The 19121-nt window shown below is 69.7% G+C and carries 15 protein-coding genes and 1 pseudogene; 10 read left to right on the forward strand and 6 right to left on the reverse strand.

The genetic code is table 11. From position 1 onward, the window contains the following. Window positions 1-401: pseudogene (locus tag N869_RS05675) on the reverse strand (hypothetical protein); the annotation flags it as partial. 247 nt (window positions 402-648) lie between these two features. On the opposite strand from N869_RS05675, the gene N869_RS05680 reads away from it, so the two are divergent. Both N869_RS05680 and N869_RS05685 read left to right on the forward strand, forming a co-directional pair. Next, on the forward strand, window positions 649-1926 hold the full coding sequence (locus tag N869_RS05680) for an MFS transporter (RefSeq protein ID WP_156968371.1): 1278 nt from the start codon (window positions 649-651) through the stop codon (window positions 1924-1926). Between the two features lie 77 nt (window positions 1927-2003). Further along, the gene (locus tag N869_RS05685) at window positions 2004-3518 is read left to right on the forward strand and encodes a hypothetical protein (RefSeq protein WP_035059044.1); all 1515 of its coding nucleotides are present in this window, start codon (window positions 2004-2006) and stop codon (window positions 3516-3518) included. Window positions 3519-3542: 24 nt separating this feature from the next. Here the strand turns inward: N869_RS05685 and N869_RS05690 are convergent, their stop codons facing one another. Beyond that, window positions 3543-4505: an AEC family transporter gene (locus tag N869_RS05690; RefSeq protein WP_035059046.1), complete on the reverse strand. Its 963-nt coding sequence runs from the start codon at window positions 4503-4505 to the stop codon at window positions 3543-3545. Window positions 4506-4723: 218 nt separating this feature from the next. On the opposite strand from N869_RS05690, the gene N869_RS05695 reads away from it, so the two are divergent. Further along, window positions 4724-4966: a hypothetical protein gene (locus N869_RS05695; RefSeq protein WP_035059048.1), complete on the forward strand. Its 243-nt coding sequence runs from the start codon at window positions 4724-4726 to the stop codon at window positions 4964-4966. Window positions 4967-4995: 29 nt separating this feature from the next. Here the strand turns inward: N869_RS05695 and N869_RS05700 are convergent, their stop codons facing one another. Next, window positions 4996-5250, reverse strand: coding sequence for a helix-turn-helix transcriptional regulator (locus N869_RS05700; RefSeq protein ID WP_052105106.1), 255 nt, complete (start codon window positions 5248-5250; stop codon window positions 4996-4998). Window positions 5251-5360: 110 nt separating this feature from the next. Continuing rightward, window positions 5361-7325 (reverse strand): DNA helicase RecQ, encoded by a 1965-nt coding sequence (gene recQ / locus N869_RS05705; protein ID WP_035059049.1) that lies wholly within the window; start codon window positions 7323-7325, stop codon window positions 5361-5363. Between the two features lie 190 nt (window positions 7326-7515). On the opposite strand from recQ, the gene N869_RS05710 reads away from it, so the two are divergent. Genes N869_RS05710 through N869_RS16895 form a run of 6 tightly spaced genes read left to right on the forward strand, consistent with a single transcriptional unit; the run spans window position 7516 to window position 14161 of the window. Then, on the forward strand, window positions 7516-9321 hold the full coding sequence (locus N869_RS05710; protein WP_084136497.1) for a polysaccharide biosynthesis protein: 1806 nt from the start codon (window positions 7516-7518) through the stop codon (window positions 9319-9321). After that, window positions 9318-10448 carry a DegT/DnrJ/EryC1/StrS family aminotransferase gene (locus N869_RS05715; protein WP_035059050.1) on the forward strand — a complete coding sequence of 377 codons (1131 nt, stop codon included), beginning with the start codon at window positions 9318-9320 and terminating at the stop codon, window positions 10446-10448. The genes N869_RS05710 and N869_RS05715 overlap by 4 nt, the downstream gene beginning before the upstream one ends. Beyond that, window positions 10445-11074, forward strand: a complete 630-nt coding sequence (locus tag N869_RS05720; protein WP_035059051.1) for a sugar transferase — start codon at window positions 10445-10447, stop codon at window positions 11072-11074. The genes N869_RS05715 and N869_RS05720 overlap by 4 nt, the downstream gene beginning before the upstream one ends. Then, the gene (locus N869_RS05725; protein WP_035059052.1) at window positions 11071-11721 is read left to right on the forward strand and encodes an acetyltransferase; all 651 of its coding nucleotides are present in this window, start codon (window positions 11071-11073) and stop codon (window positions 11719-11721) included. The genes N869_RS05720 and N869_RS05725 overlap by 4 nt, the downstream gene beginning before the upstream one ends. After that, window positions 11718-12947, forward strand: a complete 1230-nt coding sequence (locus tag N869_RS05730) for a lipopolysaccharide biosynthesis protein (RefSeq protein ID WP_156968372.1) — start codon at window positions 11718-11720, stop codon at window positions 12945-12947. The genes N869_RS05725 and N869_RS05730 overlap by 4 nt, the downstream gene beginning before the upstream one ends. Beyond that, on the forward strand, window positions 12944-14161 hold the full coding sequence (locus N869_RS16895; RefSeq protein WP_035059055.1) for a glycosyltransferase family 4 protein: 1218 nt from the start codon (window positions 12944-12946) through the stop codon (window positions 14159-14161). Before N869_RS05730 ends, N869_RS16895 begins: the two co-directional genes overlap by 4 nt. Here N869_RS16895 and N869_RS16440 read toward each other — a convergent pair. Beyond that, on the reverse strand, window positions 14132-15391 hold the full coding sequence (locus N869_RS16440) for a hypothetical protein (RefSeq protein WP_052105108.1): 1260 nt from the start codon (window positions 15389-15391) through the stop codon (window positions 14132-14134). The genes N869_RS16895 and N869_RS16440 overlap by 30 nt on opposite strands. Window positions 15392-15611: 220 nt before the next feature. Further along, on the reverse strand, window positions 15612-17414 hold the full coding sequence (locus N869_RS05745) for a DUF4012 domain-containing protein (protein WP_198025977.1): 1803 nt from the start codon (window positions 17412-17414) through the stop codon (window positions 15612-15614). 216 nt (window positions 17415-17630) lie between these two features. Between N869_RS05745 and N869_RS05750 the strand changes: the two genes are divergently transcribed. After that, on the forward strand, window positions 17631-19121 hold a 1491-nt coding region (locus tag N869_RS05750; protein WP_084136500.1), incomplete at its 3' end, for a polysaccharide biosynthesis tyrosine autokinase.

Here is a 19121-nt window from a genome sequence, read left to right on the forward strand (position 1 = left end):
AGGCGCACGCCGTCCGCGAGGGCGTCGGCGTGCAGGGCGTCGAGGGAGCTGGCGGCCGGGGGCCACAGCACCTGCCCGGGGGCCCACGTGACGGGCTGCATGGCGCTCAGGGGTGCTTGCGCGGCCCCGTAGGGGCGCAGGTCGGCGGGGACGCCGTCGGGGCCCATGAGCTCGGCGCCGTCACCGGTGCCGCACTGGCAGCCCATGGCACCGGAGTCCGTCACGATGGGCCCGACCTCAGGGGTCTCGGCCGCGAGCGCGGACCTGAACGCGAGGTCGGTTGCCGAGTCGGGCGTGCGGGTCGTGCCGGTGGTCGGGGAGGTGCCTGCCTGGGTGGGCAGGGTGGGTAGCGCTGTGGTTCCCGTGGCCTCCCGGGTCATGACGCCCGTCACCGCGTCCATGTGGCACCTCCTCGTCGCACCTTGAGGATCGGCCACTCAGGGGAGGACTTGAGCGTTGGCGTCCGGCCGGGGCCGTCGGTGCGGTTCATGGCGGCCGCGCGGGGGGCGGGGTCGTACGGTGACGTGCGGAGGGGGCGAGGTGGGGGAGCGGACATCGGGCAGGTGGCGGCGTCGCGTGCGGGACGGGCGCGACGGTGCCGGGCTGCGTGCTGCCCCGGCCTGGGTGAGATCGTTCTTGTGGGCCAGGATGAGCAGCTCCCTGGGGACGCAGGTGACGTTCCTCGCGCTGCCGGCGGCGGCGGCTGCCGCTGCGCCGCGTGACGCGCAGTTCGTGGCCGTGCTCGAGGCGATGACGGTGGTGGGCTTCGTGCTGTTCTCGCTGCCCTCCGGGGTGATCGCCGACCGCCGGGACCCGCTGCGCACCCTGGTGGTGTGCTCGTGGGCGAGCGCGGTGTGCATGGTGGCGGTGGGCATCGGGCTGGTGCGGCTGGTGACGGAGTGGGCCACGTACAAGGCGGTCCTGGTGGCGGTGCTGGTGGCGATCGCGTCGTGCATCCAGACCCAGGCCGAGGCCAGCACCCAGCGGTTGGTGGTCACGGGTGTGGCGCCTCCGTTGCGACCGGTCATGAACTCGTGGGTGCACGGTGCGGGCTCGGGTGCCCAGCTGGTGGGCCCGGCGGTGGTGGGGATGCTCGTGGCGACGGTGGGGGCCGCGTACGGGTTGCTGCTGGACGGGTTGTCGTTCGCCGTGGCAGCGGTCCTTCTCGGGGTCGCGGCCCGTCGACGTGAGCCGCGCGGGGTGTCGGACGTGCCGGTGGTGCCCTCGCCTGGACCGGTGGCCGCGCCCGTGCCTGTCGCGTTGCGTCGTCGGGTGGCGGCGGCGGTGGCCGAGGGCTTCGCGGGGTTCGGGATCCTGGCGCGGTTGGAGCGGTTGTGGGCCGCGACGGTGGTGCTGGCCTGCGCGAACTTCTTCGCCGGGCTCTACGGCGCGACCTACGTGTTCTACGTGCTGCAGGTTCGCGACCTCGGGGGTGGGGGTCTGGCGGCTGTCGGCGCGGCCGCGGCCGTGGGTGGGCTCGCCGGGGCGACGGCGGCCCCGTGGCTGCTGTCGCGGGTCGGTGCCGGGCGGGTGCTCCTGGCCGCCCCGTTCGGTTACGGGGCGTTGTTCGGCCTGGTGGGTGCCCCTGACGGGGACCTGGTGCTCCCGGCCGTGGGGGTGGGGTTGTACGCGTGCGCGTCGGCGTTGGTCGCGATCGCCTACGTGACGTACCGGCAGGAGCACTCGCCCGAGGACGCTGCCGGGAGGGTCGCCGCGGCGAGCCGCGCGGTGACCAACGGTGCGTACCCGCTCAGCGCTGCTGTCGCGATCGCCGCGCTGGGGGTGCTGGACGCAGCCCAGGTGATCACGATCGCCGTGGCGGGGGAGGCCGTGACCGCCCTGCTCCTTCCCCTGTGGTGGTGGCGTCTGTGGCGATCGGGGGTACAGGAGCGTGCGGGTGCCCGTGCGGGGGTCGACGGGGCGTAGTCGCGGGTTCCCGGTGGACGGCGTGCCCCGGCCCCGGTCCCACATCCGGGCGCCCACGTGCTGGCAGAATTCGGCGCATGATTGACGCGATCGCCTTCTTGGACCAGTTCTGGTTGACGTTGCTGGTGCTGGTCCCGGTCGTCATGGTGGCTCGGGCGGTGGTGGCGGGGTCCCGCTACTCCGCGATCTTGATCATCGTGGTGTTCGGTCTGACCCTGGGCGCCCTGCTGGTGGCGACGGGTGCGGGCACCCCGGGCCTGCCCGACCTGTACCTGATGAACATGCTGTCGCGCGCGACGATCGTCGCCCTGACGGCGTCGTTCTTCGTGGGTGGTCAGGAGCTGCGGCGGTTGTTCGGCGGGGTGAGCGTGCCGGAGGACACGTCGGTGGTGCTGAACGACAAGGAGGTCGTGCTCGGCACCGGGCGGACGCAGTTCGTGTTCATCGTGCGGTCGTTCTTCGTGCTGCTGGGTGTGGACGCGACGGTGCGGGTGCTGCTGGGGCTCGGCAACGGGCAGGAGGAGATCCTCCCGCTGCTGGCGTACCTGGGCCTCGTCGTCGCGGTGATCCTCATCGACCCGGCGGCGCGGGTCGCGGACAAGCGCCGCTACCTCGGCAAGGGTGTCCTCGAGCTGATCCTGCTGATCCTCGTCCTGGGGGGCGCGACGCTGGTCGCGACCTGGGTGCGGGACCTTGCCGCGTTCCCGCCGATCTTCTTCGCGATGCTGATCGCGGTGGCCCTGGGGTGGGTGTTCCCCCGGTGGACGCACGGGCCGACGGTGCGGGCGCTGATGTTCGGGGGTATCCCGGTGGTGCTCGCGGCGAACTTCATCATCGGCGGTTCGCTGCTGGTGGAGTCGTTGGGCCTGGACGGCATGGCACCGATGCTGCTGTACGGGTTCTTCGGGCAGCTGATGTGGATGTTCGGTGGCATCTCGGTCCTGATGCTGGTGGGTCGGACGGCGGCGGTGCGCAACCTGGCGCCGGGCATGGCCGGCGCGTTGTCGCACGCCGGGTTGACCGGTGCGTGCACCGCGGGCGACATGGGTGAGGTCGCCAGGCGTCGGGCGCCGATCATGATCTCGGTGCCGTTCTTCGGGCACGTGTTCCTGTTCGGGATCCTCGCGTTCAGCCTCGACGCCGGCCAGCTGCTGGTGTGGCCGACGGCGGTGATGGCGGCGATCGGTGTGGCCCTCACGGTCGTGGCGTTGCGGCAGCTGCGCCGGTCCGCGGGGGAGGACCGGGCCGAGGTCAAGGGCTTGATGATCTTCTCGTTCGGGTGGCAGCTGACGGCCCTGTTCGGTGGGTTGCTGATGCTGGCGCACCTGTCGCTGGCGCACTCGGTGATGGCCACCAGTGCGGCGTTGTCGCACTTCGGGGTGTTCGCCGCGCTGCAGGGCGGGCTTTTCGGTGCCGAGGCCGCGACGTTGATCGCGTTCGTGTTCGCGATGCCGTTCCTGGTGCACCCGTTCGTGTACTTCATGTTCGGGCGCGGCATGGCCCGGAACGGTGAGATGCCCCGCCGGCCGGCCTACGCCCTGGCCGCTCTCGGCACGGTGGGTGTGCTGGTGGCGTTGGTCGCGCTCGCCTGACACCAGGGCCTGCGTGCAGGCGGGTCAGGTGAGCAGCGCGGCGACCAGGAGCATGACGGGCAGGGCCAGCAGGGTGGTGACGACGCCCGCGTCGCGCGCGAGCGCCTGACCTTGCCCGTACTGCAGCGCGTAGACCAGGACGTTCTGCGCGGTGGGCAGCGACGCCATCGTCACCACCGCGAGCAGCGACTGCCCTTCGAGCCCGAGGGCCAGCCCGATGCCGGCGGCGAGCACGGGGTGGGCGAAGGACCGCAGCCCCACCACCAGGGCGAGGTCCTTCACCGGTGCCTCCTGCCCTGGGGTGCGGGGCAGGGCCAGGGACATCCCGAACGTGAGCAGGGCCAGGGGTGCGGCTGCGGCCCCCAGCAGCCGGAACGGCTCGTACACGACCTCGGGAAGGTCCCACGGCAGGGCCGCGAGCACCAGCCCGCTGAGCGCCCCGATGATGATGGGGTTCTTCAGGGTGCGTCCGAGCACGGCGGTGGTGGCGCGCACCGGTCCGCGGCGCGGTGGGGGCATCACGGGTGAGGTGCCGGCCTGGGGCACGGGCCTGGAGTCCAGGACGGCGAACGCGACGGGCGCGAGGACCAGCAGCTGGAACAGCAGCGTCGGCACCACGAACACGGGGTCGCCCAGCAGGTACACGGCCACCGGGATGCCCAGGTTGCCGGCGTTGACGTACGACGACGCCAGCGCCACGACGGTGGTCTCGCCGGCCGGTCTGCGCCACGCCAACCGGGTGACGAGCACCGCGGCGGCGACGACGACGGCGGTGCTGAGCGCGGTGACGACGGCCAGACGCGACAGCAGCCGGTGCAGGTCGGCGTGGGCGATGGTGACCATCAGCAGCGACGGGACCGCGATCGCGAACACCGTTCGGGCCAGCACCTGCTCGGCGCCGACCCCCAGCAGCCGGAACCGTCCGAGCAGCCACCCGATGACCGCGATGGCGACCAGGGTGCCGAGCGCGGTGGCGACCGCACCCATCAGCGCGCCGCGGGGGTTGGGGCCGTCAGGGTCACCGGTCGATCCTGCCAGGTGCCGACCCGGCGGTCTGGGCCCCCTCCTGGGACCCAGGGCCCGGCGCTGCACCGATCCGATCTCGTGACGACTCCGGCCACGAGCGCCGCGGTCCTGATCGCTACCCTTGGTGATCGCGTGACCGGGACGCGCGGACGGCTTCCAGTGGCTGAGAGGACGAGCGGGTGCAGGTGAGTGGCCAGCAGGGGCGCCCGGACGAGGCGCGGGTCCGGCTCCGTGCGTCCTTGACACCGTGGCACCGCGGGGTCCTCTACATCGGGGCTCTCGTCCTGGGTGGGGCGTTGTGGCTGCTCGGAACCCGGGGGCCCGAGGTCCTGGAGTGGGCGCGGGCGGCGGCGCTGATTCCCTTGGTGGGGATCACGTTCGTGGTCCTGCGGTGGCAGCGGGAAGCACTCGCGCGCGGGTAGTTCCGAGCCGCATGTGCTGGACTCGCCCGTCACCGCTCCAGGTGGACGCGGGTGCCGCGGGGGATGAGGACCATCTCGTAGCCGCACGCGGTGAGTGCGTCGATGAGCGTGGGCAGCGCGACGGGGCGGCCGCGTTCGAGGCGGCTGATGGTGGGTCGCGAGGAACCGGTGCGCTCGGCGAGCTCGTCCTGGTTGAGGTGGGCGTTCTGGCGGATGTCCTGGACGGCTGTGCCGAGCATCGCCGGCGTGCGGGCCCGGTACCACAGCCACGGTTCGTGACTCATGAGTGATTCAACTCCCTCGACCTCGACGATTGAATCACAGGTGATTCATCTCGCCTAGATTCACTCGATGAATCACATCAGATTCAGCCGTGGAGCGGCCGTATGCCAGGTCAGGCATGCAGGGCCTCGAGGAGCGCCTGGCCGTACCGCTCGCGCTTGGCAGCGCCGACGCCGGTGACGGTGGACAGGTCGTCGAGGGTGGCGGGCTTGCGGGTGGCGATCTCACGGAGCGTGGCGTCGTGGAACACGACGTACGCGGGCACCCCGTGCTCCTTGGCGGTGGCCGCACGCCAGGCCCGCAACCGTTCGAACACGTCGGCGGCCTCGGGGGTGAGGTCGGCCACGGGCGCGGCCCCGCGCTTGGCGGCCTTGGCGCGGCGGGTGGTGGGGCGGGGTGCCTCACGCCGCAGCCGCACGGGCCGTTCCCCGCGCAGCACCGCCCCGCTGGCCTCGGTGAGGCGCAACGTGTTGTACCCGTCGGTGTCGACGGCGAGCAGCCCCTGGGCCATCAGCTGGCGCACCACCCCGCGCCACTCGCCCTCGCCCAGGTCCTGCCCGATGCCGAAGACGGTGAGGTCGGTGTGCCCCAGCTGGGTGACGCGCGGGGTGGTGCGTCCCAGCAGGATGTCCACGACGTGCCCGGCCCCGTACCGCTGGCCGCGCTGGTCCAGCCGCACCACGGCGGACAGCAGCTTCTGGGCCGGGACGGTCCCGTCGAAGGACTCCGGTGGGCTCAGGCACGTGTCGCAGTTGCCGCACGGGCCGCTGTCCTGCCCGAAGTAGGCGAGCAGCTGTACACGCCGGCACTCGACGGTCTCGCACAGGGCGAGCATCGCGTCCAGGTGGGCGGACATGCGGCGCCGGTGGGCGGCGTCCCCGTCCGAGGAGTCGATCAGGCGCCGTTGCTGCACGACGTCCGCGAGCCCGTACGCCAACCACGCGGTGGACGGGAGCCCGTCACGGCCGGCGCGGCCGGTCTCCTGGTAGTAGCCCTCGACGGACTTGGGCAGGTCCAGGTGGGCGACGAACCGCACGTCGGGTTTGTCGATGCCCATGCCGAACGCGATGGTCGCGACCATCACCAGTCCGTCCTCCCGCAGGAACCGTGACTGGTTCTCGCTGCGCACCCGCCGGTCCAGGCCGGCGTGGTACGGCAGCGCGGGGATCCCCTGGGCGGTGAGGTGCTCGGCGGTGGCCTCCACGGACTTGCGTGACAGGCAGTAGACGATGCCCGCGTCGCCGTCGTGCTCGGTGCGCAGCAGGTCGACGAGCTGGGCGCGGGGGTTGTCCTTGGGGACGATCCGGTACTGGATGTTGGGCCGGTCGAAGCTGGCGACGTAGTGGTTCGCGTCGGTGAGCTGCAGCCGTTCGGCGATCTCGGTGTGGGTGGCGCGGGTCGCGGTCGCGGTCAGCGCGATGCGGGGGACGTCGGGCCAGTGTTCGTGCAGGACGGACAGCTGCAGGTAGTCGGGACGGAAGTCGTGCCCCCACTGGGACACGCAGTGGGCCTCGTCGATCGCGAACAGCGCGACGGTGCCGCGGTCCAGCAGGTCCATGGTGGCCGGGACGCGGAGCCGTTCGGGCGCCAGGTACAGCAGGTCCAGCTCGCCGGCGAGGAACGCTCGCTCGGTGCCGGTGCGGGCGTGGTGGTCCTGGGTGGAGTTCAGGTACCCGGCGCGCACACCCAGCTCGGCCAGGGCGTCGACCTGGTCCTGCATGAGGGCGATCAGGGGTGAGACGACCACCCCGGTGCCGGGCCGCACCAGTGCCGGGACCTGGTAGCACAGGGACTTGCCGCCACCGGTGGGCATGAGGACCAGGGCGTCGCCGCCGCCGACGACGGTGTCGATGGCCTCGGCCTGGTTCCCGCGGAACGCGGTGTACCCGAAGACCTCCTGCAGGACGTCCACCGGTGCGCGCCCGGCGTACCGGGACGCCGCTGCCCGCGTAGGCCTGGGGGTGTCGGGCGCCGCCGGCGCCGTGGCCAGGGGTGGCCCGTACCCGGGGTCGTCGGGTGGGGCGGCGTCGTACCAGGGGTCGAACGGCGGCTCGTCGTCGGGCGGTCCTGAGGTCACGCCCCCACCCTACGAGCCACCGGGGTCAAGGGTGACGAAGGGGTCACACCCTGTACAAAGCCCAGTTAACGGGCATCAGGATCAATTCTTCTTCTTTACCGACAAGACATTCTTGCGGTCTTGCGCGCCCCCTTTTCCCGTCTATGGTTAGGCCCGTTCCCCTTGTGGGAGCGCAATCGGAGGGGGGCCGATGGCAGGGGTGCGCCTGCGTTCTGGGCTGGACAGAAGATGGCGCTGGGCGTTGTTCGACGCCGGCGCATGGATCGTCGCAGTCGTCGCGGCCACGTGGTTGCGGTACGACTTCGAGGCGGGCCCCGCGCTGGCGGTCGGGACCTTCCTCTTCGCGGGCCTGGCGGTGCTCGCCCACCTGATCGTGGGCAGCCTCATCGGCCCGTACGTGGTGGGTCACCAGCGCGGGTCGTTCGAGGAGGTCGCGGACCTCGCGGTGACGGTCGCGGTGGTCACCCCGCCGTTGCTGCTGTGGACGTTCGTGGTCGACCCGATCGTCGTCCCGCGCAGCATCCCGGTGGTCGCGGCGGTCTTCGCGCTCATGGGCATGTGCACGGCCCGGTACGTGTTCCGCACGTTCCGGTCCCGGCGCCAGGTGCCGGCGGCGTCGGCCCGGCGCGTGGTGGTGTTCGGTGCCGGTGACGCCGGCCGTGCCCTGGTCCGCAGCATGCGCGCCGACGGCGGGTACGCCCCCGTGGCCCTGCTGGACGACGACCCGGACAAGCGCCTGCTGACCATCGACGGGGTGCGGGTGCTGGGCGGGCGTGAGGCCCTGGCCGCGGTCGCCCGCCGCAAGGACGCCACCACCCTGGTCATCGCCGTCCCCGAGGCCGACTCCGGCCTCATCCGGGAGCTGTCGGACCTGGCGGGTGAGGCGCGCCTGGACGTGCAGGTGCTGCCGCCGCTGCGCGACATGATCGGCCGCCCCACCACCGCCGACCTGCGCAACCTGAACCTGGCCGACCTCCTGGGCCGCGGCCCGGTGGACCTGGACCTGGAGGCGATCGCCGCCCAGATCACCGGCCGGACGGTCCTGGTGACGGGGGCCGGGGGGTCCATCGGCTCCGAGCTGTGCCGGCAGATCGCCCGCTTCACCCCCGGGCGGTTGTACATGCTGGACCGGGACGAGTCAGGCCTGCAGGCCACCCAGATGAGCCTCAAGGGCCACGGCCTGCTGGACGACGACCAGGTGGTCCTGGCCGACATCCGCGACCTGGACGCCCTGCGCACACTGTTCTCCACGGTGCGACCGGACCTGGTGTTCCACGCCGCGGCCCTCAAGCACCTGCCGCTGCTGGAGTCCCACCCGTTGGAGGGGTGGAAGACGAACGTCCTGGGCACCTACAACGTGCTGACGGCCGCCGCCGAGGCCGGGGTGGGCACGTTCGTGAACATCTCGACCGACAAGGCCGCGAACCCCACGTCCGTCCTGGGCCTGACCAAGCGCCTGACGGAGCGGCTGACGGCGGCGTTCGCGGCCAGGCACGCCGGCCGGTTCGTGTCGGTCAGGTTCGGCAACGTCCTGGGTTCACGGGGTTCGGTGGTGCACCTGTTCACCGCGCAGATCGAGCGCGGGGGCCCGGTGACCGTCACCCACCCTGAGGCCGAGCGGTTCTTCATGCTGATCCCCGAGGCGTGCCAGCTGGTGCTGGAGGCCGCGTCCATCGGCCACGACGGTGAGGTCATGGTCCTGGAGATGGGCGACCAGGTGAAGATCGTCGAGGTCGCCCGCACCCTGATCCGCCTCTCGGGCAGGCGGGACGTGGACATCACGTTCACGGGCCTGCGCCCGGGCGAGAAGCTCAGCGAAGAGCTGTTCGCCGGCGGTGACGACTCCCGGCCCACCTCCAACGCCCTGGTCAACGCCGTGGACGTGCCACCCCTGGACCCGGCGACCGTCCTGCGGCAGGCGTTCCTCGACCACCACGGCGCGGCCACCTGGATGCGCGCCGAGACCGAGCGGAGCGACCAGGTGGGTGCCCTGTGAGCCGCATCCACCTGTCGCTCGCGCAGGTCACCGACGTGGAGCGCGCCCTTGTGCTCGACGCGCTCGACTCAGGGTGGGTCACACCCCTGGGCCCGCACGTGGACGCCTTCGAGGCGGAGATCGCCGCACGGGTGGGCGTCGGCCACGCGCTCGCGCTGTCCTCGGGCACCGCGGCATTGCACCTGGCACTGCTGGGGGTGGGTGCCGGGCCCGGGACCGCCGTCGTCCTGCCGTCGATGACGTTCGCCGCGTCCGCGTGGCCGGTCCTGTACTGCGGGGCCGAGCCGGTGTTCGTGGACTCGGGGGACGACGGCAACGTCGACCCCGAGCTGCTCCTGCACACCGTGGACGAGCTCCGCGCCCAGGGCACGACGGTCGCTGCGGCCATGAGCGTGGACCTGTTCGGGCGGTCCGCGGACTACGACCAGCTGGTCCCTGCCCTGGTGGATCGGGAGATCCCGCTGGTCGAGGACGCCGCGGAGGCCTTGGGCGCCACGTACCGGGGGACACCCGCAGGGGCGTTCGGGACGGCGTCGGTCCTGTCCTTCAACGGCAACAAGATCATGACCACGTCCGGCGGGGGCATGCTGCTGTCCGACGACGAGGCCCTGGTCGAACGAGCCCGGTACCTGTCCACCCAGGCCCGCCAGCCTGCCCCGTGGTACGAGCACACGGAGATGGGCTTCAACTACCGCATGTCCAACATCCTCGCTGCTCTGGGACGTGGCCAGCTCAGCCGCCTGGACCAGATGATGGCCCGTCGGCGGGAGATCCGTGAGGCGTACGCCGAGGCGTTGGTGGACGTGCCCGGGGTCAGCGTCCTGGGACGTCATGGGCGGCGGGACGACGCCGAGGACAACTGCTGGCTGACGTGCATCGTGCTGGACGCAGCCGCGCGCGCCGACCGGGACGCCCTTCTCGCGGCGCTCGCCGAGCAGCAGATCGAGGCGCGGCCCCTGTGGAAGCCCATGCACCTTCAGCCGGTCTTCGCCGGTGCCCGAAGCACGATGACCGGGACGAGCGAACGACTCTTCTACACCGGGCTCGCGCTCCCCTCGGGGCCGGGGATGACCGATGTCGACGTCAAGCGCGTCACCGAGGTCCTGATCGAGGTGCTCGCGACGTGAGCACCACCGGGAACGACGCCCTCAAGCGGGCCCTGGACGTCGCCGTCGCCGCCCTCGCCCTGGTGCTGACCGCACCGGTCCAGGTGGGCGTGGCGCTCGCGGTGCTGAGGAGCATGGGCCGGCCTGTGCTGTTCCGGCAGGTGCGGGCAGGGATGGGTGGTGTGCCCTTCACGTTGGTGAAGTTCCGCACCATGCACGAGCCGGACCCTGAGCGAGGCCTCGTCGACAACGCCTCACGGTTGACGACGGTCGGACGCGTGCTGCGGTCCACCAGCCTGGACGAGCTACCGACGTTGTGGAACGTGCTGCGGGGCGACCTGTCGCTGGTCGGTCCACGCCCGCTGCACACCCGCTACCTGGATCGCTACACCCCGGAGCAGGCACGTCGGCACGAGGTCCGCCCGGGCGTGACGGGCCTTGCGCAGGTCTCGGGCCGCAACGCGCTGTCGTGGGACGAGAAGTTCCGCCTGGACGTCCACTACGTCGACCACCGGTCGTTCCTGGGTGACCTGGCGCTCTTGGCCCGCACCGTGTGGGTGGTGGTGAACCGGTCGGGGATCAGCGCACCGGGGGACGTCGCGATGCCGGAGTTCATGGGCAACGCCCCCCAGGGGGAGCCGACGTGACCGACGGTGTGGTGATCGTGGGGTGTGGCGGCTTCGGCCGCGGGGTCCTGGCGATCATGCGGGACGCCAACCGTTGCGGCCAGCACTGGACCGTCGAGGGGTTCGTTGACGACGGGCCCGCGCCGGTCGACGTCGAACGGGTCCAGCGTCTGGGTGCACGGATCCTGGGGACGGTCGACGTGCTCGCCGCACGCACCGAGCCGACGACGGCCGTCCTGGCTCTCGGCTCACCTGCGGCCCGCCGCGCCGTCGAGGCTCGCCTCACCGGTGCGCCGGTCACCTGGGCGGTGGTGGTCCACCCCGACTCCACCGTCAGCGAGGACGTCGAGCTGGGCCCCGGCACCGTGGTCACGGCCGGGGGCCGCGTGAACACCAACACGACCGTGGGCCGCCACGTGCAGGTCGGGCAGAACGTGAGCGTGGGGCATGACTGCGTGCTCGGCGACTACGTCCGCCTCAACCCCCTGTCGTGCATCTCCGGTGCCGTCACCCTCGGCGAGGGCGTGGAGGTCGGTGCGGGGGCCACGATCCTGCCGCGTCTGAGTGTGGGCGACGGGGCATTCGTGGGGGCCGGTGCGGTGGTCACCAAGGACGTGCCCCCCGGTGTGGTCGTCAAGGGTGTTCCGGGCCGGTGGGCTGCGGCATGAGCGAGACCGCCGTCCGGCAGACGAGGAACAGTCGGCCCGGCCTGTGGGAGATCATCAGACGCCCGAGCCTCCGCGCGGTCGCGATCATGTCGGCCTCCAGCACGATCGCGGGTGTCGTCGGGTTCGGGGCGAACATCCTGATGTCTCGTCAGCTCGACCCGGACCAGCGCGGTCAGGTCGCGTTCGTGCTTCAGCTGGCGTACCTCCTCGGTCCGCTGCTGATGCTCGGTGTCGAGCGCGCCGCACTGAGGCGGGATGCAGCCGAGACCGCCGGCGCTCAGACCCGCCACCTGGTACCGATGGCCCTGTTGCTGGGGGCTTCGCTCCTTCTGCTGGTCGGGGACGCACGAGCGCTGGCCGCCGCGGTTGCAGTCGCAACCGCCTGGCTCGTGATCCAACGGAGCGAGGCACTCCGTTCCCATGCGTTCCGGCGGTACACCTCGTGCTTCCTGGGCTACCAGGCGGTGGTTGGGGTAGGCCTGCTCGGCCTGTTCCTCACCGGTGAGACCCGCTGGTACATGTGGTTGATCCCGTACCTCGTCCCGGTGGTCCCGGTACTGCTCTGGGAACTGTCTCGGATCCTGACGAAGCCTTCCCAGACGTTCGCGGCGGTCACCCGAACAAGCATGGGTCTGCTCCCCGCCACGCTCGCGACAATGCTGATGCTGCGTGCGGAGCGCGTGATGCTCCCCCTGCTCGCCTCGAACGACCAGCTTGGCCTCTACGTGGCGGTCGCCACAGCAACGGAACCGGTCTACTGGATCGCGAGGGCGCTTGCGGACCACCGCGCTGGGCGCACCGGCACCGATCGGAGTGTCGCCACGCTCGTCCGTCGGCTGGTCAAGGACTCGGTCCTCTTCACGGTGATCGCGGCCGCGGTGGGCGTTGTGGTCTGGTTGCTGATCGTGCCGGTCTTCGGGCAGCCGTATGCCCCTGCGAGGGATCTCGTCCTGCCCCTGGTTCTTGCAGCGATCGCGCTCGCGTTGAACCGACTGGCACTTGCTTGGCACCTCGGAGGGCCAAGGCCATCCGACGTAAGTCGCATCGAGGGCCTCACGGCTGGGGTGGCAATCACGACCTACGCCGTGGGGATATCGCTCGGAGGGGCATTGGGTGCCGCCTGGGGAACATTCATCGTATACCTAATCGGTTTGCTGATCTCGTTGGTGCTAGCAGTCTTCCGCCAGCGCACTGAAAACGCCAACGCCCCAAAGGAAAACCAATGAAGATCGTGTATCTACACCAGTACTTCAACACTCCTGACGTGGCCGGAAGTATCCGCAGCTACGAGATGGCACGCCGGTGGGTGGCTGAGGGGCACGAGGTGCACATGGTGACTTCGGACAGGCGCAACGGGAACTCGCCTCCGCGCCGCTACACCACAGATGTGGAGGGGATCCGTGTGCACTGGCACAAGGTTCCCTACAGCAACGAGATGGGCTTCACGCAACGTAAGCTAGCCTTTGCCAAATTCGCGATCGCGTCCGCCAGGACGGCTCGCCGCCTTCGCGGTGACGTGGTCTTCGCGACGAGTACACCATTGACGATCATTCTCCCAGCGGTCTGGGCCACCTTGTTCCGTCGAACACCGATCGTGTTCGAGGTGCGAGACTTGTGGCCCCAGATCCCAATCGAAATGGGAGCGCTCGATAACCCCCTGATCCGCCGCGCCGCCAGGTGGCTTGAGAAGTTTGCATATCGACGAGCCCACACGGTTGTCGCCCTGTCGGATGGCATGGCGGATGGGGTTCGAAAGGTGGCCCCGGAGGGCAAGCCAATCATCGTGGCTCCAAACTCGTGCGACGTCGAGATATTCGACATCCCGCCGACAGAGGGAGAGTCGTTCCGGGAAGAGAATCCATGGATCGGTGACCGGAATCTCGTCGTCTATGTGGGCACTTTTGGCAAGATCAATGGTGTCGACTACCTGGTTCGGCTGGCTGCAGAGCTAAAGCGGCGCGAGGCCCCGGTGGTGATTGCCGCCTATGGAAGCGGTGCTGAGCTGGAGGCAGTGCGTGAACTGGCGAGGGAGCTCGGAGTTCTTGATTGCGCCTTCTTTGCGCCAGGGCCGCTCCCTAAGGCGCAGGTGCCGCGGGTCCTTAGTGCCTCAGAACTGTGCACCTCAGTCCTCAAGTCCAACGACGCGTTTGCGACCAATAGTGCGAACAAGTTCTTTGATGCCTTGGCTGCAGGACGCCCGATCGCGATCAACTACGGCGGGTGGCAAGCGGATGTCATTCGTGAGGAGCGGATCGGTCTCGTTCTGGATCCTCACGATCTCAGGGCTGCTGCGGATGCAGTTGAAGATTTTCTAACGATTGCGCCCGATGAGCGTGCAGGACTCGCGCGGCGGGCGGGGGAGACTGGCAGGCGTCGCTACGCCCGCGACACCATATCGGGCCAGGTGCTGTCAGCGCTGGAGAGTGCTGGCGCTAGATGAGGTTCGCTGCATCTCGGCGGGTCTCCAAGTGAGCGGGATCATGAGAAGCAGGATTGGCATTCGCATCACGAGCCGGGCGATCCAAGTGTGAACCCCGCCCCATGCCAAATCGCCAAGGCCTCCTGCCAGCATCGCCCAGAACGCCACCTTAAGCATTCCCAGCGGTGACGCTGCGATGTTGTCCATGCTCCGGCGGAGAGATCGATCGAGAAGGACGCAGACCGCGGCGAGGAACGGCACTGATAGGACTACACCGAGCGCAGCAAAACTGTAGAACCACTCGCCAAAGGAAGTGGAAGCGACAGAGAAGCCACTTCCGTATCTGCTGGGCGACTCAAGGAGTACCAGTTCGTAGCCGATCGCTCCGGGGGTCCAATCAGGTTGCCAAGACTCTGGGACAAGCGAGAATGGCACACTGAGGAAGGGGGCGCCCAGTGCGGGCGGATGTTCTCCGGTGGCGGTTGCCTCGATTACCCTGGCGAAGGTTCTGATCGGCGAGAACATCGACTCCAAGCCGGTGCGGCCCTCACTGCTGCCTGCGGAAAGGCTCTCCTGGAGCGATCGACGTTCGTGGGCGAGCCAAACTAGGGCGAGGGGCAAGCAGGCGATGACGCTCCACTTGAGGCGTCGTAGCGGAAAGCGGTACGAGACCAGCAGCGCCAATGCGCAGGCGAGAGCGACAATCCGTAGCCTGCCTGTGCCCTGATGGAAGAAAGTTGTGTAGAAGCCAAATCCCACGGCGATCGGTATTACTCTTCCGAGAAGTCCCGCATCGGAGTCGCGCAGCAGAATCCCGACGGCGATCAATGTCACGCAGGTGAAGGCGGCACCGTCAGCGTATCCGGACGAGGCGAGTCCGACGCCCGCGAGCTGCAGCAGCCACAGAAGTGCCAGTATGCCCACAGCGATCCTCGTGAGTTTCTGAGCGCTTGAGCGGGGTGCGGCGCCTGGCAGTTCGGGTTCATCCTCGATTGCGTACCGCCACGCCATGTGGGCTACAGCAATCTGTCCCAATGTGCCAGCCATGACTGCTTGCGTGACAAATCGCTGGTCGCCGGGAAACTGATGTTGGAGGCCTTCGACCACTCCGGAGAGCCCCACAAACATCCCGAATGCGAGCGTCATCAGGCCCAGCACCGTAATGCGGCGATCGCCGTGGGTGAGGAATATGGTGATTCCGAACAGTAGACTGACTCCGCCGACGATAACGCTGATCGTCGCCCAGGCCACGCCAAACGTGGTACCAGTAAGGTAGGCACTGAGGGCAAGTCCTGCCCACAAGAAATGGCTACCGGAGTGCCGAAGGAGCCACTGTTGTGACCTGAAGGGAGTGCGAGAGTAGGTTGAATCGAATCCTGGCTTCGACTTGTGGATGTCGGTACTCAAGCGCATTTAGGTCTCGCACTCACTAGTCAGATTTCTCGCGGGAAGTTGTGTCGGGTTGCGGGCCTTATGTTCCTTTGCCCGCGAGCGGTGTCGTGGTCAGGTTGGGTGGGATGTGATTGGGGTGATTGAGTTGGAGCGAGTAGTGGAGGGTCTTGGCCTGGCCCGGTTGGAGGTCGAGCGTCGTTCCAACCGCCTGGAGCCCGTCGTGAAGCGACGAGTGGACCCCGATTGGTTCCCCATCCCGTTGCACTTCGCGCACGACCCCGCCGGTCGGTGCGTACAGCAGCACGTTGGCGCGGATGTTCCCAGGCTCGGTGTTGCGACCGTCTCCGGCCACGTACCGGGGGTAGGTGCCTGCGTCTGGGGGTGCCGTCGAGGTGAACGTGGCCTCGACGATGATCTCTGTGCCGTCCGCCGAAGTGGTGGTGACGACGTCGGCGTCGAGGTAGTAGCCGATCTTCGAGGCGGTGCCGTCGTTGACGTAGAGGCCGATGACGGGTGTGTCACCGACGGATCCGCGCAGCTCACCTGAGAGCACCGTTCCGTTGAGCCGTTCTTGTTCGGCGTCGTGTGCTGACCACACCATGACGCGGCCCTGGCGGGCGGCCTCGGCCAGGGCGTCGACCATCGGAGCGGCAGGCCAGTCCGCTGAGAGCACGGCGTCGAAGATCGTGCCTGTCGCGCCCATGAAGAACTCGTCCCGGTCGTCCTTGTCCTCGCTGTCCAGGTAGATCGTGTTCATCAACGCCGTAGGAGCCGTCTCGGCGGTGAGGGCCGTGCCGTCCGGCGTGGTGACCGGGCCCGTGGCCTCCAGCATCAGGCCCAACGCGACAGGGTCGATGGACAGGACGCCGTCCAGCGTCTCGCCCCGTTCGTGCTCCCAGATGGCGGCGGCCAGCTCACCGGACCGGGGGAAGTCCGGCGTGAGTGTCACGTTCGCCAGGTACGAGCCGAGCTGCGGTCCGAACAGCGCCATCTCCTCGTCGGTCAGGGGGACCACCGGCTCGCGCAGGTTGCCGACCGCCGCGGTCTGCTGGTCCACCAAAGTGATCAGTCCGTCGTCGGCCCTCAGCCTGGTCAAGATCGGGATTCCCCCGGTCGCGCGCGGCTCTGCCGGGTTCTGCACCAGCAGCAGGTAGGTGCGCGGTCCCTCAGCCCCCAGCATCGGTGGCAGCAACGTCACCGCCTTCGCGGCCGTGGACGTCAAGGCGGCGAGCTCGCCGACCTGTTCCCGCAACCGCTCGACGGGGCGGGCGATCGGCCCCACCAGGCCCGTCGTCTGCACCCGGGTCAAGCGTTCGGCTGCGGAGTCCACGCCGGCGGCCGCGCTCGTGACGACAGGGGCAGCCTCGGCGAGCCGTTGGACGTCCACCCGGCCCTGAGCGGGCACCAGCGTCGCGGGGTCCATCGTCCCCGAGACCTCGACCAGGTCCGGGAGCACACTCGTGGTCAACCCGTGCACGACCTCGCTCGTCGCCTGGACCGCATCCACGTGACCGCCCAGCCACGGGACCCACCGCGCCACGGACCAGTGCGGCCCGTGGGTGGCGTCCAACGCCGCACGTGCGTGCTCCTGGGTGGTGGCCAGGTGTGCGTCCACGACGTCCACGTCACCCGACAACCCCGCCCGTTGCATCTGCGACACCAGTGCGGCCGCAGCGTTCAGCTCGTGCCGGGCACGGAGCCCGTCGACCACCAGCCACACGGCCCAGCCCACCACGGCCACGAGCAGACCCCACACGACCAGCCGGACCCAGCGGCGCCGCCGGGGGTGGGCACGGTGGGCCGTCGCGCGTTCACGGCGCGTCGGAACCTCGAGGTCCACCACGACCCTGCCCCCCTTGAACGGCCATGCAACCGTCCGCATCGTAACCACCCCGGAGTGCCCAGTAAGTCTCCGTGGAATGTTTTGTGGGCACCTGTCGACAATTGCCCAGAATGGCCTGTGGCGTCGACGGTCAGGACGTGATCCCATATGCCGTGCAGCGCCACCGTCACCGACGGAATGACTCGCGAGCGTGCAAGGATGTCGGCGTGTCGTGACGGTGCGTGCACAGCCCGTGTCAAGGGGGAGGGCTTCACGATGGAACTGCGTGACTACATCACGGTCGTGCGCAAGAGGTGGATCTGGATCGCGTTGGGTCTGGTGCTCGGCGCAGCCGCTGCGCTCGGTGCGTCCGTCGTCGCCACACCCATCTACACCGCGCAGTCCCAGGTGTTCGTGTCCGTGCGGACCGGCGACACCGGGACCGACCTGGTCCAGGGGTCCAGCTTCACCCAGCGGCAGGTGACGTCCTACGCGGACCTCGTGACCTCACCGCGGGTGCTCGCCCCGGTCATCGACCAACTCGGACTCGACGCCACACCGGAACGGCTCGCCCGTGACGTGACCGCGTCCATCCCCGTGGACACCGTCCTCATCACCATCACCGTCTCGGGTGCCGACGCACACCTGGCTGCGGACATCGCGAACGCCACGGCGACCAGTCTCGCGACCCAGGTCACCGAGCTCGAGCGGCCCCAGGGCGGTACGTCCCCGGTGCAGATCTCGACCATCCGGGAGGCCACGACACCCGTGTCGCCGTCCTCCCCGGACATCACCCGCAACACCGCCCTCGGCACAATCCTGGGTCTGCTCCTCGGTCTCGGTCTCGCCGTCCTGCGCCACACCCTCGACACGAAGATCCGCACCGTCGACGACGTGCGCGCGGTCACCGACCGCACCGTCCTGGCGGTCGTGACCCACGACGCTGACACCCCCAAGCACCCGTTGTTCGTGCAGGAGTCCCCGCACTCCCCGCGGTCCGAGGCGTTCCGGCGGTTGCGCACCAACCTGCAGTTCCTCGACGTCGAGGACGGCGTGAAGACCCTGGTGGTCACGTCGTGCGTGCCGGAGGAGGGCAAGTCGACGGTCGCGGCGAACCTGGCCCTCACCCTCGCCGACACCGGTGCGTCGGTGGTGCTCGTCGACGCCGACCTGCGCCGCCCGTCCGTCGCCGACTACCTGGGCCTGGAGGGCGAGGTGGGCCTGACCACCGCGCTCATCGGGCAGGCCGAGCTGGCCGACGTCATCCAGCCCTGGGGCGACACCACCCTGCACGTGCTGCCGTCCGGGCAGGTGCCCCCCAACCCCAGCGAGCTCGCAGGCTCGGCCGCCATGCGTCGCACCCTCGACGAGCTCGCGTCCACGTTCGACGTGGTCGTCGTCGACGCCCCACCGCTGCTGCCCGTCACCGACGCGGCCCTCCTGGCGCGCGCCACCGACGGGGCGCTCATGGTCGCGGGAGCCAACCGCATCGACCGGGCCCAGCTCGACGAGGGTCTCGCCACCCTCGAGGCCGTGGACGCGCGGATCCTCGGACTGGTCCTCAACCGGGTCGAGACCGGCAGCGCCGGCGGGTACTACGGCTACCAGGCCTACTACGGGCCCGTCGAGGCCACGTCCGCCAAGCCCGCCCGCCGTGAGATCACCCGCCGCACCGCCACCCACTCCCGTCGAGCGCGCCGGGCGGCGCAGACCCAGCCCGCCGAGGCCACCGCCCACGACGACCAGGTGGGCGCCGCCGACGAGGCA

The sequence above is a fragment of the Cellulomonas bogoriensis 69B4 = DSM 16987 genome (genome assembly GCF_000767165.1).
In the GTDB taxonomy this organism is placed as follows: Bacteria; Actinomycetota; Actinomycetes; order Actinomycetales; family Cellulomonadaceae; genus Actinotalea; species Actinotalea bogoriensis.

Coding starts and splice junctions, on each gene's coding strand:
- N869_RS16895 (WP_035059055.1), top strand. CDS start 12,944: ATGAAGATCGTGTATCTACACCAGTACTTCAACACTCCTGACGTGGCC.
- N869_RS05680 (WP_156968371.1), top strand. CDS start 649: ATGAGCAGCTCCCTGGGGACGCAGGTGACGTTCCTCGCGCTGCCGGCG.
- N869_RS05745 (WP_198025977.1), bottom strand. CDS start 17,414: ATGCGGACGGTTGCATGGCCGTTCAAGGGGGGCAGGGTCGTGGTGGAC.
- N869_RS05685 (WP_035059044.1), top strand. CDS start 2,004: ATGATTGACGCGATCGCCTTCTTGGACCAGTTCTGGTTGACGTTGCTG.
- N869_RS05730 (WP_156968372.1), top strand. CDS start 11,718: ATGAGCGAGACCGCCGTCCGGCAGACGAGGAACAGTCGGCCCGGCCTG.
- N869_RS05700 (WP_052105106.1), bottom strand. CDS start 5,250: ATGAGTCACGAACCGTGGCTGTGGTACCGGGCCCGCACGCCGGCGATG.
- N869_RS05690 (WP_035059046.1), bottom strand. CDS start 4,505: ATGGGTGCGGTCGCCACCGCGCTCGGCACCCTGGTCGCCATCGCGGTC.
- N869_RS05710 (WP_084136497.1), top strand. CDS start 7,516: ATGGCAGGGGTGCGCCTGCGTTCTGGGCTGGACAGAAGATGGCGCTGG.